Genomic DNA, 14,067 nt, shown 5'->3' on the forward strand with positions numbered 1-14,067 from the left:
CCGCCGTCGGGCGTCCGCTCAACCGGCGATGTGCAGGAACGACCACTGGTGGCCGTCCGGGTCGCGGAAACCGCGCATGTACATCGGCCCGCTCGCGGACCCCGGGCCCAGCGACTCGCCGCCGGCGGCCACCGCCCGATCGACCAACTCGTCGACCTGCTCGCGGCTCTGCGCCGACAACCCCACGATGACCTCCCGGCTGGCCGCGGTGTCCGTCGCGGCGACCCCGGTGTACGCCTCGAAGATCGAGCGCACGTGCAGCACGAGCCGGGTGCCGTCGGAGACGGTGAGCGTCCTGCTGTCACCGGCCGGACCGGCCGGGTCGGCGTCGAAACCCAGCGCGCGGTAGAACTCGGCCGCGCTGGTCAGGTCACGCACCGGCAGGTTGATGAAGGTCATGGTCATCGGGCGTCTCCGTTCGACTCGAGCAGCGCCTTCAACGCGGTGAGCCGGTCCCGCCAGTACGCCTTGAGCTCGGCGGCCTGCTCCGCTCCGGTCAACTTCTCGTGCAGGACGTTGACCCGGGTCTTCGACTCGCCGACCGCGTCGAAGCCGACGACGATCCGGGTCGGTCCGCCGGCCCAGTCGGCCCGGAAGCGGCGCGGTGCGGTGGCGGTACGGACGCGCACCTCGACGTCGGGCAGCCACCGGGCGCGTACCGTCTCGTCGGCGACGGCCTCGAACAACCGTGCCGCCGGCACCGCCACCGTCCGACTGGCGCTGGCCTCGAAACGGCCGTCGCGCCGTTGGCCTGGCGAACGCAGGCCGCGTGCCTGCTCGTACCCGACGGTGATGGTCTGCGCCCACCATCCCGGCACCTCGTGCTCGGTCATCAGCAGGCGGGCGATCTCGGTGTGTGTCCGCTCGGCGGCGGACGCGGCGTCGAGCACGGCGAACCAGTCCGCCCAGCCCTGGCCGGTCCGGTCGCGAAGGAGGTCGTCGGCGATCCGCTCGGTCTGCGCGGCGGCGGATCCCGTAGCCGCGTCGGACGGCCGTTCGGTCGGCGCCGCGGGGGACACCGGAGACGGGGTCGGTCCGGCGGCCCGATTGATCAGGTGCCGGCGGGCCGTGGTGTAGCTCTCGCCGGTCTTCGCCACCCGGGCGCGGACCCGGGTCTTGAACGATTTCTGCTCGGTCATCACATGCTCCCGGTCAACGGCACGGTCACCGGGACTCACGCTCCCGCCGACCCCGCCGGAGTGGGGCATGTGGCATCACGTCCCGAGGGCGCCGGGGCCCCCTTTGCCTCCGCGTGGCCGGCGGCGTGAGCGCCGGGAGGGAGGTGCGGCGCAGGACTACGCCGCCGTCATCATACGCCCCGACCGGCCGTCCGCGCAGCCGTCAGAGCTGGTCACCGTCGAGGTAGACCCAGCGGCCGTCCTCGCGGGAGAAGCGGCTGCGTTCGGTCAGCGTGCCCGATCGGCCGCCCGCCCGGTAGTGGGCGTGGAACGTCACCGTGCCGGTGGCGTCCAGCAGGCCACCGCGTTCGGTCTCGACGATCTCCAGCCGGGTCCACCGCTGTGCCGGGTCCAGTTCCAGCCGCTCCGGCCGGGTCGAGGAGTGCCAGCTCCGCAGCAGGTGGTCGGTGTCGCCCCGGGCGAACGCGCTGAACCGGGAGCGCATCAGCGCCTCGGCGGTCGACGCCGGCGCAGCGTCGTCGTGCACGGGGGAGCAGCAGTCGGCGTACGCCCGACCGGTGCCGCACGGACAGGGTCCGCCGCTCGTCGCGTTCGCCCGCCGGCCTCGTCCTGCCTTGCCCACCGGACCATCCTGCCGCACCAGCAGGTGGTTCCGGCGACCGGCCGCCCGGTCGTCGACGGGACGCCGACGGTTGACGACCGTCCCTAGACTCCCCGGCATGACGCGTTCCCCGGCGGTCTCGCTCGCCCCGAACGTCTGGCGTATCCCCACCGTGGGCCGCTCGGCCGTCAACTCGTACGCCTTCGTGGACGACGACGGCAGCGTGACGCTCGTCGACTGCGGGCTGGCCAAGGCGCCAGCCAAGATCGTGCGTGGGCTGGCCGCGATGGGCAGGACACCGGCGGACGTCACCCGCATCGTGCTCACCCACGCGCACCCCGACCACGCGGGCGGGGCGGCCGAGATGTCCCGCCGTACCGGCGCGCCGGTCGCCGCGCACGCCGCCGACGTCCCGTACGCCGAGGGCGGCCACAATCCGCCCGTCGACCCGGCGGTGACCGGCGGCCGGTTCTTCACCCAAGTGGCCGGCGGGAAGTTCCCGGCCGTACGGGTGGCGCAACCGCTCGCCGACGGCGACGTGCTCGATGTCGGCGGCGGCCTGCGGGTGGTGCACACCCCCGGGCACTCACCCGGTCACGTGTCGCTCCTGCACGAGCCGACCCGGCTGCTGATCACCGGGGACGCGCTGTTCAACGTGCTCGGCATGCGCTGGGCCCCGAAGTTGTTGTGCAGCGATTTCCGGATGACGCGGCAGACCGCCCACGTGTTCGGGGAGTTGGAGTACGACATCGCGGCGTTCACCCACGGCCCGGAGCTGACCGACCGTCCCCGCGAGCGGATCCGCGCCTTCCTCGCCCGCCGCTGACCCGCAGCCGCTCCTCCCCGTCGCCGATCTTGCACTTACTGTCCCTGCATTGCCGGCAAAGGGTGCATATCGGCGACCGAAAGTGCAAGATCGCGGGGAAGGGGTCACAGCCAGCCCGAGCGGCGGAACAGCCGGTACAGCGCGAGCGCGGCCACCGCCATCAGGGCCAGCGCGCCCGCGTACCCGTAGCGCCAGGCAAGCTCCGGCATGTGGTCGAAGTTCATACCGTAGATGCCGGCGATGGCGGTCTGCGTGGCGGCGATGGCGGCCCACGCCGCAATCTTGCGCATGTCGTTGTTCTGCTCGACGGCGAGCTGCGCCAGACGGGACTGGACGATCGAGGTGAGCAGGTCGTCGTACGCGGCCACCCGGTCCACGGCCCGGCCCAGCCGGCCGTCGACGTCCACGAACCAGCGGTGCAGGGCGCGCGGCGGGCCGTCGCCGGTCGGGTCGAGCAGCGTCCGCAGGGGCGGCTGCAGCGGGAGGACCGCCCGCTTGAACTCCACCACCTCCCGCTTGAGCTGGTAGACCTGCTGGATTTCGGCCGACCGGTCGCGGGCGAAGACCGCCTCCTCGACGCGTTCCAGGTCGCGCTCGACGTGTCCGGCCACCTCCAGGTACGTGTCGACCATGCGGTCGCAGACCGCGTACGCCACCGCCCAGGGACCGGCGGCCAGCAACTCCGGCCGGCGTTCGATGTCGGCGCGGACGTCGCGCAGTGCCCCGGCCGCGCCGTGCCGCACGGTGACGGCGAACCGGTCACCGAGCAGCACCATCACGTCACCGGTGTCGATCACCTCGGAGGTGTCGGTCAGCTCGGCGTGTTCCACGTACCCGGCGGTGCGCAGCACCAGCAGGGTGACCGGCCCGTGCCGCTGCACGGTGGGCCGGTGCCCGTCGGCGAGCGCCTGCTCGACGGTCAGCTCGTCCAGGCCGAAGGTGCGGCCCACCGCCGCCAGCACGGCCGGCCCCGGCTCGTGCAACCCGAGCCACACGAACGCGTTGCGGCCACGCCGGGCGCGGGCGTACGCGTCGTCGTAGTGCGGCCGGCCCGGCTCGCGGCGACCGTTCACGTAGACGGCACAGTCGACGACCGCGTCCGGATTGGACCGGCGGGGCGTGGGAGTGTCACCGCCGGGGCGGCCGAGTAGTCGACGGGCCAGCGCCCGTACGCCCCGACCGGCCCGGTCCCGTACCGCTCGCTGATCCACGACGTGCCCCCTCCCGCGCACCGTCGCGGCCACGGTGCTCGCAGGGCATGGTGCCACCGGATTCTGCCCAGCGGCGTCCGGCGTCCGACAACCGGGTGTCACGCCTGACAGAGAATGCTTACCGCGCCGGGCACTTTGGTGGAAGCCTGCTCGCGCGTACCAGGATCTGTGTTTGCGGGCCGCGACGGCCGGACGGGAGGAGCTTGATGCCCTCGACCCAGATCCACTCGTCTTGGGGAGGGCGGTTGGCTACGAGCCGTACTCCCGTCACCCACAGCCGTAGCGGGCCGTCTGATGGCAGAAGGCGATCGGCCGCGTCGATGTCCAGTACTGCCCCGAGTTGTACTCGAACGTCAAACACCGCGTCTCCTCGTCGTTGGCGCCTTTTTGTGGTGAGGCGATGTGCTCGTCGTTCCTTGGATCTTGAGGCCGGAGATCTGGGCGAAGATCTCTCGTCGGGCCAGGGCCTCGCCGGTGCCTAGGTCGATGGAGTAGCCGGTCAGCCACACCCAGCCGGGATACGTCGGCTTGTCGCAGATCGAGGTCACGCGCAGCCACAGCGCCCGCTCACCGCTGAACTGCACCGACGCCCGGCCGTCGATCAACACCAGGTCGCCTGGAATGGGAACACCCGGCCGGTGCGGCGTGACTCTGCGCGGCACCGGGGCAGACGGCCCGTCGATGGATCGTCGTTCGGGTCGTGGTCCCACGCCAGCACCCACCCCGGGTCGGCTGGTCGATGCCTTCAGCCCTGTCACGGACACAGGTTGTGGCAGGTGATGCCCAGATACCCGGAAAATCCTTCCGGGGTTCAAGCCTGCGGAGGAGGGACGGTGAGCCGGTGCGCGGACGAACCAACAACCTGACCATCGGCGAACGCGTGGCCTGGTACCGCTACCGACGCGGCCTGTCCCAAGAGGTCCTGGCCGGTCTGATCGGTCGTACCGCCGATTGGCTGGGCAAGATCGAGAACAACCGGATAGAGCTGGATCGGCTCTCCGTGATCACGTCTCTCGCCGACGTCCTGGACGTCTCCCTCGGCGATCTTCTCGGCGAGCCCGGGTTGCTCGACTGGAACGGCGACACCGGCACCACGACCGTTCCGGCCCTGCGTGCTGCCTTGATGGACTACCGCGCCTTCGGCCCGTTGGGCGGCAGCACGGAAGCGGAGCCGACGAGCCTTGCGATGCTCCGGAAGGAGGTAGGCGGCCTCTGGGATGCCTACCAGGACTCCCGGTTCGGGTATGTCACCGGCCGCCTGCCCGAGCTGCTGCGCAGCGCCCAGACCGCTGCTGACCACCACGGTGGCGACGACCAGGACCAGGCTCGTCGGTTTCTCGGGCTGGTGTACCAGCTCGCCGCTACCCAGCTCACCAAGCTGGGTGAGAGCGACCTCGCCTGGATCGCCGCCGACCGCGGCTTGGCCGCTGTCCGACCGACGGGCGACCCTGTTGTCACCGGTTCCCTTTACCGCTCGGTCGGTCACGCTTTGCACGCCAACGGGCGTTACACCGAAGCGGTACGCCTCACCGAAGACGCTGCCGGCTACCTGGAGCCCCACCTAAAGCACGCCACACCAGCGCTCCTCTCCGTCTACGGGACGCTGTTCCTGTCCGGCGCGGTGGCCGCCGCCCGCGCCAACGACGCCACCACCACCCGGACCTTCCTCGCCACCGCCGACCAAGCCGCCGGCCAACTCGGGGCCGACGCCAACCATTTCTGGACCGCGTTCGGCCCGACCAACGTCGCGATCCACCGCGTCGCCACCGCTGCCGAACTCGGCGACCTACAAGTCGCCATCGACCTCGGCCCGCGCGTCAACACCGCCGGCCTGCCGATCGAGCGCCGGGTACGACACGCCCTCGAAGTCGCTCGCGCCTACAGCTCATGGAACCGGGTCGACGAAGCCCAAGCCGTCATTCTCGACGCCGAACAGATCGCACCCGAGCAGGTCCGCCATCATTTCCTCAGCCGCCAGCTCGCGCTGACCTGGATCCGCCGTCAGCGCGGCAAACCCTCAGCCGAACTGGTCGGCCTGGCCCAGCGACTCAAGGTGCTCGACTGAATCCAGTCCATCTAGGCTGCCCTGGTGACGGCCAATGAGATGCCACCCGTGGCAACCCCACGCGTCGCCGCCGGTGCCCTCTTCTTGGACAACGAAGGCAGGGTGCTGCTCGTGCACCCGAGCTACAAGGAGCACTGGGACATCCCGGGCGGCTACGTCGAACCCGGCGAATCTCCTCGTGCTGCGTGCATACGTGAGATTCGCGAAGAGCTTGACCTCTCCCCGGCGCTCGGTTCGATGCTGGTCTTGGACTGGGCACCTGCAGAACACGAGGGCGACAAGCTGCTTTTCATCTTCAACGGCGGATCACTCAGCCCGGAGCAGGAGCGCGACATCCGCTTCGCGGACGGCGAACTGACCGAGTGGCGTTATGTGAGCGCAGAGTCCCTGGAAGGGTACGTGCTACCCCGCCTCGCCCGTAGGATCCGCATTTCGATCGCAGCTCTGGAAAACGGCGCGCCCTCGTACGCGGAACACGGCAGCGTCATCTAGACGTAACTCCTAACCTCTCCTGGGGCGGATGCAGTTGTCTCTTCTCGAGTCAGGACTCGCCCTCAGGCGGTGCGGGTGGCGAAGACGACGATGTTGTCGACGTAGTTGCCGGTCGCGTCGTCGAACCGGCCGCCGCAGGTGATCAGGCGGAGCCCGGCGACGTCCGCCGGGCCGTAGACCAGGGTGCTGGGGAAGCTGCTCTTGGGGTACGCGTGGACACCGTCCACGGTGAACGTGGCGACCCGCGCGTCGGCCCGGGTGACCTGGATCTCCTGGCCGGCGCGCAGTCGGCCGAGGTCGAAGAAGACCGCCGGACCGGCGGGGGAGTCGACGTGTCCCACCAGGACGGCGTTGCCGGTCTCGCCGGGGCTCACCCCGTGCCGGTACCAGCCGGCGAGCGCCGGCTTGTCCAGCGGGGGTACCTCCAGCACCCCGGCGGCGTCCGCGCCGACGGCGACGATGTCGGCGCGTACCCCGATGGTGGGAATCTGGACCTGGACGGGCGCGGCGCGGGGCAGCGGCGCCAGGTCCGGCGCGGGTCGGGAGGGTGCCGGTGCGTCGGCCGGCGGGTGTGGCGGACGTGCCGGCCCGTCGGTGAGACCGACGGTGATCAGTCCGAGTCCGGTGACGCCGAGCAGGGCGACCACGGCCGGCAGGCTTCGCCGCCACCACACGTGCGCACCTCCGTCAGGGCTGGTCGGGGTGCCCGCGCCGGTTCTACCGGCACGGGCACCCGATCTCTTGGGATGGAGCGGTCGCCGGTCAGGCGACGGTGGACACCGGTCGGCGTCGGCGCAGCAGCAGCGCCGCGCCCGCGGCGGCGGTGCCGAGCAGGGTGCCTCCGGCGGCGAGCGCGCCCGCGTCACGTCCGTCCCGGCTGTCGCCGCCCGAGCCGGCCGGGGCGCCGCCGATCGGGGTGACGGTGAAGGTGGCGCTGCCCGCCGAGCTGCCGTCGCCGCAGGTCGCCGCCACCGTGTACGTGCCCAGGGTGAACCCGGCGGTGAACAGTTCGGCGCTGAGTCCGCCGCCCGCGGCGGCCGTGGTGGATCGGACGTTCTGGTCGCGGTTGGGTCCGGTGACCCGGAAGATGACGTCACCCGACTTCGGGTTGCAGGTCGTCGCGGTGAGCACGACGGTTCCTCCGACCGGGGTGGTGGCCGGTGACACGACGGTGTCGGCCAGTGCGGCGCCCGGCAACAGGAGCGTGCCGAGGCCCACGCCGAGCGCCGCCGAGCAGAGTGCTGTTGAGACCTTCATACGCGTCTTCCCTCACTTTTCGTCCGCTGACTGCGTGGGACGTCGTTCGGGTGGCCAACTCCGTGACTAGCACCGGTGTGCCCAACACTAGGTGGGTTGGGGCCCCGATCAGGTGAAAATGAGAAACCTTCGTTGCCGTCACGTGTCCACCCGAAGGCGGGTCCTGGTGCGGGCCGACAAGATTGCGCCGATCTTGCACTTTCGGTCGCCGACATGCGAGGGATGCCCTATATGTCGCCACAGAAAGTGCAAGATCGCGGGGTAGAAGGGCGTGTGGGAGCGTGGTGGCGTGAATGTGAGGCTTGAGGTTGACCTTGCGCTGGTGGGCGGCGGGGGCGCCGCCTCGTTGGTGCTCGCCGCGCTCGACCGGCACGGTGTCCGCGATCTGCGGATCGCCGTCGTCGACCCGGTCCGCCGGCGCGGCCAGGACCGCACCTGGGCGTTCTGGGGTCACCCCGACACCGACCTCGACCCGCTGCTCAGCGCGAGCTGGCACCAGGTCGAGGTGGTCACGCCCGCGCGGCGTCGCGTCCTGGACCTGACCCCGCTGCGGTACGCCATGCTCCGCTCCGGCCCGGTCTACGACCGGGCTGCCGCAGCCGAGCAGCGGCTCACCGCCCGCCGAATCGTCGCCCCGGCCGAGACGGTCATCGACGAGGGCGACCGGGTGCTCGTCCGCTGCGGCGACGGGTCGGTCGTGCGGGCCGGCTGGGTGCTCGACTCCCGGCCCCGCCCACCGGCCCGCGCCGGCCGGACCACGTGGTTGCAGCACTTCCGCGGCTGGTGGCTGGAGGCCGACCGGCCGGTGTTCGACCCGCGCCGGGCGGTGCTCATGGACTTCCGCACCCCGCAGCCGCCCCGGGGCGTCTCCTTCGGCTACCTGCTCCCGGTCAACGACCGGTACGCCCTCGTCGAGTACACCGAGTTCTCGCCCGGCCTGCTCACCGACGCCGGGTACGACACGGCGCTGGTCGGCTACCGCGACCTGCTCGGGCTCGACCCGACGGGGCTGCGGATCCGCGAGGTCGAGAACGGGGTAATCCCGATGACCGACGCGCCGTTCCCGGCCCGACCCTCGTCCCGCGTCGTCCGTCTCGGCACGGCCGGCGGGGCGACCCGCCCCTCCACCGGCTTCACCTTCTCCGCCATGCACCGCCAGGCCGACCAGATCGCCCGCGCGCTCGCCGCCGGCCGTCCGCCCGTTCCCCGGCCCGCGTACCCGGCCCGGCACCGCTGGATGGACGCGGTGGCGCTGCGGGCGCTGGACAGCGGCGGCGTGGGCGGTCCGGACTTCTTCGACCGGCTCTTCGACCGCAACCCCGCCGAGCGGGTCCTGCGCTTCCTCGACGGCGTCACCACCCCGACCGAGGAGATCGCGATCATGAACTCGACCCGGCTCGGGCCGATGATCGCCGCCACCGTCGGCGACGCGGCCCACCGCGCCCGCGACCGGCTGCGCCCCGTCCGTCCCGCGCCGGCCATCCCGGCGGCCGTGGTGGGCGGTCCGGTCCCACCCCGCGCCGACCCGCCGGCCTGAGCCGACCGGTCAGCGCCGGGCGGCCACCGCGTCGCGGATCCGCACCCGCAGGTCCTCCATCGGGTCGCCGTCGCCGGCTGCCAGCAGGGTCTTCGTCGCCGCGACCGTCAACCCCAACTCCGGGTACGCGAACCCGAGGCTGCCGCCGCTGCCGGCCGCACCGAACGAACCGTCGTCGTCCAGCGCGTACCCGAGTCCCCAGGTCGTCTGCTGCCCGAAGACCCACTCCGGCCCGGACGGCCCGTCCGGCGTCGTCACGGTCCGCAACCGGTCCGGCGAGATCAGTCGGACGCCGTCCACCTCGCCGATCAGCGCGGCGAGCATCCGGGCCAGCGCCCGGGCGGTCACCGTGCCGGTGGCCGGCACCTCGGCGGCGAGGACGTCGGCCCGGCTGCCGATCTCCGCGCCGGGTCGGACGCCGGCCGGGGCGACCCGGTCGAAGTGGGGCAGGTTCGCGCTGGCGAACGCGAACAGCGCCGACAGGTTGCGGTCCTCCACCCGGGCCAGCCGGTCCAGGTCAGCGGCCGGCACCGCGAGATACAGTTCGTCGGCCACCCCGAGCGGCCCGGCCACGTCCTCGGCGAGCACCTGCGAGACACGCCTGCCGGTCACCCGGCGGACCACCTCACCGACAAGCCAACCGAAGGTCCACGCGTGGTACGCGCTGACCGCTCCGGGCGGGGCGATCGGTTCGCTGTCGGCCACGATCGCGCACATCCGGTCCCAGTCGGTGAAGTCCTCCGGCGTCACGTCCGCCGGCAGGACGGGCACACCGGCGGTGTGGGTGAGCGCGTGCCGCAGGGTGATCCGCTCCTTGCCGTGCCGGCCGAACTCCGGCCACACCTCGGCGATCCGCAGGTCGTAGTCCAGCTCGCCCCGCTCGGCCAGCACGTGCACCACGGTCGCGGTGAGCGCCTTGCCGGTGGACGCGCTCCAGATCGGCGTGTCGCCACCCAGCGCCCGGCCGGTGGCCCGGTCGGCGCTCCCGGCGTGCACGTCCAGCATCGGCGACCCGTGCAGGTACGCGGCGACCTGCACCCCGGATTCCCGCCCGTCGGCGATCAGCTCGTCGATCGTGCGCCGTACGTCAGCCCGCAGGCTCTCCCAGTCACCGTCCACGGCGAACGACTCTGACAGATCGGACCGCTCCCGGGCGCGCGATTTTCCTCAGCCGGTCAGGAGTCGGTCGCGCAGTCGGGCGGTCAGCGCCTCGTCCACGCCGAGCCGGGCGGTGGCGTAGCCGACCACCGATCTGTACGCCTCGGTCAGGTCGGCCAGGAAGTGCCGGATGATGGCCTCCGGCGCGCGGCCGTACCCGGGCCAGAGCAGCTCACGGTCGGGGTTCAGGGCCCGCCAGTCGGCGACGAGGCGCTCGGTGGCCAGCTCGGTACGCGCGAAGTCGGCGGCGATCTGCTCCTCGTCCACGCCGAGCAGCGCGAGCAGCAGCGCGGCCAGCAGGCCGGTCCGGTCCTTGCCGGACGCGCAGTGGAAGACCAGCGGAGCATCGGCGGCGGCGATCACCGCCAACGCCTGCCGCAGCTCGGCCACCCCGTCCTCGGCCACCTCGGCGTACCGGTCGGCGAGGTACCGCCACGGGTCGAGCGCCGGGTCGATCGTCGCCTGGTCGTAGGGGCGGTGCTCGATGCTGAGGTTGTGCCAGGCCAGCCCGTCGAGCTGCGGCGCGCGGCCCCGCGCGGCGATCTCCCACGGATACCGCAGGTCGATCACCGTGCCGACGCCGAGGGCGTGGAACCGGTCCAGGTCGGCGTCGGCCAGCTTGCCCAACGAGTCCGAGCGGTAGAGCAGCCGCCAGCGGACCGTACGCCCGTCGTCGGTGCGGTAACCACCGAGATCGCGAAAGTTGTGCAGACGGTCGAACGCGACGTGCCGGTCCATCCGCCAGACCCTAGCGCCTGCGGCCCGGGCGTGGCGGCCCCCGACGGGCCGGCGCGGGGCCGCCGCCCGGTAGGTTGCCTGCCATGGCGGACGGCAGGGGCGTGCAGATCTGGACCGACGGGGCGTGCAGTGGCAACCCCGGGCCGGGCGGCTGGGGGGCGCTGCTGCGCTACGGCGACCACGAGCGGGAGCTGTGCGGCGGCGAGGCCACGCCGACGACCAACAACCGGATGGAGCTGATGGCGGCCATCCAGGCGTTGGAGAGCCTGAACCGACCGGTGACCGTCGAGTTGCACACCGACAGCACGTACGTGCGCAACGGCATCACGAGCTGGTTGGCGTCCTGGAAGCGCAACGGCTGGAAGACCGCCGCGAAGCAGCCGGTGAAGAACGCCGACCTGTGGCAGCGCCTGGAGGCGGCCTGCGCGCGGCACGAGGTGACCTGGCTGTGGGTCAAGGGGCACAACGGCCACCCGGAGAACGAGCGCGCGGACGGTCTGGCCAACAAGGGCATGACCGAGGCGCGTGCGGCGCTGGCGAGCCGCTAACCGCGGCGGGTCGCGTCGGGGTGCCCCGGCATGCTCGACCCGCCGCCGCTGCTGCCGGACGAGCCGCCGGTCATACCGGAGCTGTTGTCCTCGGTGACGATGTCCGGCCGCTCGTCCGTGTCGGCCGGCGCCGGGACCTCGGTGTCCGCCTCGACCTGCACCAACGGAACCTGACCGGCCTCGTCCTCGCTGTGCTGCGGGTCGCCCGGCAGCTCACCGTCGCGCTTTCGGTAGCCCACGCCGTGCCTCCCGTCGCTGCCGGTCCGCGTCGGCGGTGGCTACCCGGCGTCGTCACCTGCGAAACCTCGTCCGGCGGCAGCCGCCGGTTGGGCGACCGGGGCCGACCGTGGCGTTCGTCAGCCGCGGGGCCTGCCGGTCGACGCCGGACCCGTACCGTCGTCAGCGTCGCCGACCCCGGCGGCTCGCGGCGGGGGCGCGCACCGGTGTGAGCGCGAGCGCCGTCCAGTGCGCCGGCCGGGTCAGCGTCGCCGGCAGGACCGTGCGAGCGTCGCCGCGCGCGGCGTCGAGCAGGGCCTGGTGCAGGAACAGGGTGGTCCGCAGGTCCGTCCCGCGCAGGTCGGCGCCGCGCAGGTCCGCACCCGTGACGTCGGCCAGGGCGAGGTCGACGCCGCGCAGGTCGGCGCCGATCAGCAGCGCGCCGCGCAGGTTGGCCCGGCGCAGGTCCGTCCGGCGCAGGTCGACGCCGAAGAGGTGGGCGCCCCGCCGGTCGAGGCCTCCGGGAGCGCGCGCCGCGTCGCTGGCGCGCGACAGCAGTGGGTTGACCCGGGCCCGGTGTGCGTCGACGTCCACGGTCCGCAGGCGACTCGGCTCGCCCTCGGTGAGTCCGGTGATCTCGACGCGGGCGCGGTCCAGTTCGGCGCGCAGCCCGGCAGACGGGCCCAGCGACAACGCCTCGGTGAGATACCAGAGCAGTTCGTGCAACGGACGAAGCACCCGGAACGCCTCGGCCATCGCCGGCAGGGTGTCCGGAGCGTCCCGCCAGTCCCGCCCACCGAAGGTGACCTGCGCGACCTGCTGCCCCGCGCCGAAGCAGTCGAAGACGGTGCAGCCCGCGAATCCGCGCTCCCGCAGCTCGTTGTGGATGCCGCAGCGGTGGTCCGGGCGCAGGTTCGGGCAGGCGCGGCCGGCGGGCTTGTCGATGGCGAAGTCCGCCGACGCGGCGAAGGCGGGAACCACGCAGCACAACCCGAAGCAGCGCGCGCAGTCGGCGCGCAGCGGCGTCGGCCCGGGGCTGGGCGGCACGGCCGGTACTCCCTCTGGTCGTCGGTAGGCGGTGGTCACCAGGGTCCCGCCCGGCACCCGAGGGGCCGACGCGGGGTCACCCTCCGTGCGGGTCGCCGGCCGCCGCGGCGCGCGGAACGGGGGTACGCGGACCGTCCGGCGCGGGTACCAGCCGGCGTACCGCCCGCTGCCCGTCGCCGTGCCCGTACTTCTGGTCGAAGTGCCGGGCCACGACGGTGGCCGGCGTGGGGTCCCCTTCGGCCGGCTCGGCCAGCGCGAACACCGCCGGCGTCGCGCCCGGGCGGGGCGGCAGGATGGCGCGTACGGTCAGCGGGCCGGTCACCCGGAACGCCCGGCAGTCGACGTAGTGCTGCCCCTGGACCGTCACGTAGGGCACCTGCACCTCGACCACGTCGGAGTCCTCGTGGCGCAGCGTCACGGTCACCGACCAGTACTGGTCCAGGTTCGAGGTCTCCCGCTGGTGCTCCCACAATTCCTCGAACCGGGCGTGCACGAAACCGCCCCACGGGCTGTCCATGTCCACCTCGAGCTGGGGCACGTTGAACGACAACTTCCCGATCGGGAAGAACGAGATCAGCGCTCGGCTGTCCCACTGGTAGAGCTGGATCGACGGGGACGCGTCGTAGAGCCGTACCTGCAACCGGTGCCGCACCGCCGGATCGAGGGTGTCGGAGAACGCGGCCAGGTGACGCAGGTTGGTACGGATCTGGCGCGGCACGTCCACCCGCTGCCGTTCCAACTCCTCGGAGCGTTGCTGCGCGGCGGTGCAGTCGGGGTCGAGCAGGAGCAGTTGGACGTGGGCGCCGTTGCCGAGCGCCGCGCGTACGGCGTCGAAGGTCTCCTCGCGGTGCCGCTGCTCCAGCAGGATCGTCCAGGTGTCGAGGATGCGGACCCGCCGCGTGCAGCGGCGCAGCCGTGTCACGAACGCCGCCTGGTCGAAGCTCAGGTGCTCCTGCACCCGGGCCCTGCGGGCCTCTTCGAACAGCGGGTCGAAGATGACGTACGAGATCGCCGCGAGCACGACGCTGGAGCCGAGGTTGAGCAGCAGGTCGCTGAGGAAGCCGGTGCTGCGCCAGGCGGCCAGCAGCATCACGAGCGCGATACCGAGCAACGGCCCACCGACCACGACGGCGCGTCGTTGTCGGCCGCGACCTCCGCTCCGCCCCGCCCACTCGGGCATCCGGTCCCCTTCCGTCATGGCCCACCGAGATGCGGAGGATACGGGCCGGCTG

17 protein-coding genes are annotated in these 14,067 nt (G+C 72.4%); 5 read left to right on the forward strand and 12 right to left on the reverse strand.

The window, feature by feature from the left end; genetic code table 11:
* Positions 1-18 precede the first annotated feature (18 nt).
* From ACN263_RS12105 to ACN263_RS12115, 3 genes are all read right to left on the reverse strand, one after another.
* On the reverse strand, positions 19-405 hold the full coding sequence (locus ACN263_RS12105) for a VOC family protein (protein WP_422739892.1): 387 nt from the start codon (positions 403-405) through the stop codon (positions 19-21).
* Positions 402-1,139, reverse strand: a complete 738-nt coding sequence (locus ACN263_RS12110; protein WP_422739893.1) for a hypothetical protein — start codon at positions 1,137-1,139, stop codon at positions 402-404. The genes ACN263_RS12105 and ACN263_RS12110 overlap by 4 nt, the downstream gene beginning before the upstream one ends.
* 202 nt (positions 1,140-1,341) lie before the next feature.
* Positions 1,342-1,761 (reverse strand): YchJ family protein, encoded by a 420-nt coding sequence (locus ACN263_RS12115; protein WP_422740691.1) that lies wholly within the window; start codon positions 1,759-1,761, stop codon positions 1,342-1,344.
* A 97-nt stretch (positions 1,762-1,858) separates the two neighbouring features.
* Here ACN263_RS12115 and ACN263_RS12120 point away from each other — a divergent pair, with 97 nt between their 5' ends.
* Complete coding sequence (locus ACN263_RS12120; protein WP_422739894.1) at positions 1,859-2,566, forward strand: MBL fold metallo-hydrolase; 708 nt, start codon at positions 1,859-1,861, stop codon at positions 2,564-2,566.
* Positions 2,567-2,670: 104 nt separating this feature from the next.
* On the opposite strand, the gene ACN263_RS12125 is transcribed toward ACN263_RS12120, so the two are convergent.
* Positions 2,671-3,777 (reverse strand): magnesium and cobalt transport protein CorA, encoded by a 1,107-nt coding sequence (locus ACN263_RS12125; protein WP_422739895.1) that lies wholly within the window; start codon positions 3,775-3,777, stop codon positions 2,671-2,673.
* 353 nt (positions 3,778-4,130) lie between these two features.
* Complete coding sequence (locus ACN263_RS12130; protein WP_422739896.1) at positions 4,131-4,385, reverse strand: hypothetical protein; 255 nt, start codon at positions 4,383-4,385, stop codon at positions 4,131-4,133.
* A 233-nt stretch (positions 4,386-4,618) separates the two neighbouring features.
* On the opposite strand from ACN263_RS12130, the gene ACN263_RS12135 reads away from it, so the two are divergent.
* Positions 4,619-5,842, forward strand: coding sequence for a helix-turn-helix domain-containing protein (locus ACN263_RS12135; RefSeq protein WP_422739897.1), 1,224 nt, complete (start codon positions 4,619-4,621; stop codon positions 5,840-5,842).
* A 24-nt stretch (positions 5,843-5,866) separates the two neighbouring features.
* Complete coding sequence (locus tag ACN263_RS12140; RefSeq protein WP_422739899.1) at positions 5,867-6,334, forward strand: NUDIX domain-containing protein; 468 nt, start codon at positions 5,867-5,869, stop codon at positions 6,332-6,334.
* Between the two features lie 62 nt (positions 6,335-6,396).
* On the opposite strand, the gene ACN263_RS12145 is transcribed toward ACN263_RS12140, so the two are convergent.
* Both ACN263_RS12145 and ACN263_RS12150 read right to left on the reverse strand, forming a co-directional pair.
* Entirely contained in the window at positions 6,397-7,008 is a 612-nt protein-coding gene (locus ACN263_RS12145) for a class F sortase (RefSeq protein WP_422739900.1), read from the reverse strand.
* Between the two features lie 88 nt (positions 7,009-7,096).
* Positions 7,097-7,591, reverse strand: a complete 495-nt coding sequence (locus ACN263_RS12150; protein WP_422739901.1) for a hypothetical protein — start codon at positions 7,589-7,591, stop codon at positions 7,097-7,099.
* Between the two features lie 271 nt (positions 7,592-7,862).
* Between ACN263_RS12150 and ACN263_RS12155 the strand changes: the two genes are divergently transcribed.
* Positions 7,863-9,128 carry a lycopene cyclase family protein gene (locus tag ACN263_RS12155; protein WP_422739902.1) on the forward strand — a complete coding sequence of 422 codons (1,266 nt, stop codon included), beginning with the start codon at positions 7,863-7,865 and terminating at the stop codon, positions 9,126-9,128.
* 9 nt (positions 9,129-9,137) lie between these two features.
* Here ACN263_RS12155 and ACN263_RS12160 read toward each other — a convergent pair whose 3' ends face one another.
* Both ACN263_RS12160 and ACN263_RS12165 read right to left on the reverse strand, forming a co-directional pair.
* A complete protein-coding gene (locus ACN263_RS12160) occupies positions 9,138-10,247 on the reverse strand; it encodes a serine hydrolase domain-containing protein (protein WP_422739903.1) in 1,110 nt (369 codons plus the stop codon).
* 48 nt (positions 10,248-10,295) lie between these two features.
* Positions 10,296-11,024: a tyrosine-protein phosphatase gene (locus ACN263_RS12165; protein ID WP_422739904.1), complete on the reverse strand. Its 729-nt coding sequence runs from the start codon at positions 11,022-11,024 to the stop codon at positions 10,296-10,298.
* An 83-nt stretch (positions 11,025-11,107) separates the two neighbouring features.
* Here ACN263_RS12165 and rnhA point away from each other — a divergent pair, with 83 nt between their 5' ends.
* Positions 11,108-11,572, forward strand: a complete 465-nt coding sequence (gene rnhA, locus ACN263_RS12170; protein ID WP_422739905.1) for a ribonuclease HI — start codon at positions 11,108-11,110, stop codon at positions 11,570-11,572.
* Here the strand turns inward: rnhA and ACN263_RS12175 are convergent.
* From ACN263_RS12175 to ACN263_RS12185, 3 genes are all read right to left on the reverse strand, one after another.
* A complete protein-coding gene (locus ACN263_RS12175) occupies positions 11,569-11,811 on the reverse strand; it encodes a preprotein translocase YidC (protein ID WP_422739906.1) in 243 nt (80 codons plus the stop codon). The genes rnhA and ACN263_RS12175 overlap by 4 nt on opposite strands.
* 160 nt (positions 11,812-11,971) lie before the next feature.
* Positions 11,972-12,835 (reverse strand): pentapeptide repeat-containing protein, encoded by an 864-nt coding sequence (locus ACN263_RS12180; RefSeq protein ID WP_422739907.1) that lies wholly within the window; start codon positions 12,833-12,835, stop codon positions 11,972-11,974.
* Positions 12,836-12,911: 76 nt separating this feature from the next.
* Positions 12,912-14,015 carry a hypothetical protein gene (locus ACN263_RS12185; RefSeq protein ID WP_422739908.1) on the reverse strand — a complete coding sequence of 368 codons (1,104 nt, stop codon included), beginning with the start codon at positions 14,013-14,015 and terminating at the stop codon, positions 12,912-12,914.
* Positions 14,016-14,067 lie beyond the last annotated feature (52 nt).

This window comes from Micromonospora sp. WMMD729, from assembly GCF_049315225.1.
Taxonomy (GTDB): domain Bacteria; phylum Actinomycetota; class Actinomycetes; order Mycobacteriales; family Micromonosporaceae; genus Micromonospora.

Bases quoted from the DNA above. Each gene is read 5' to 3' on its own strand.
- ACN263_RS12105 (WP_422739892.1), bottom strand. From the start codon at position 405: ATGACCATGACCTTCATCAACCTGCCGGTGCGTGACCTGACCAGCGCG.
- ACN263_RS12110 (WP_422739893.1), bottom strand. From the start codon at position 1,139: ATGACCGAGCAGAAATCGTTCAAGACCCGGGTCCGCGCCCGGGTGGCG.
- ACN263_RS12120 (WP_422739894.1), top strand. From the start codon at position 1,859: ATGACGCGTTCCCCGGCGGTCTCGCTCGCCCCGAACGTCTGGCGTATC.
- ACN263_RS12150 (WP_422739901.1), bottom strand. From the start codon at position 7,591: ATGAAGGTCTCAACAGCACTCTGCTCGGCGGCGCTCGGCGTGGGCCTC.
- ACN263_RS12165 (WP_422739904.1), bottom strand. From the start codon at position 11,024: ATGGACCGGCACGTCGCGTTCGACCGTCTGCACAACTTTCGCGATCTC.
- rnhA (WP_422739905.1), top strand. From the start codon at position 11,108: ATGGCGGACGGCAGGGGCGTGCAGATCTGGACCGACGGGGCGTGCAGT.
- ACN263_RS12185 (WP_422739908.1), bottom strand. From the start codon at position 14,015: ATGCCCGAGTGGGCGGGGCGGAGCGGAGGTCGCGGCCGACAACGACGC.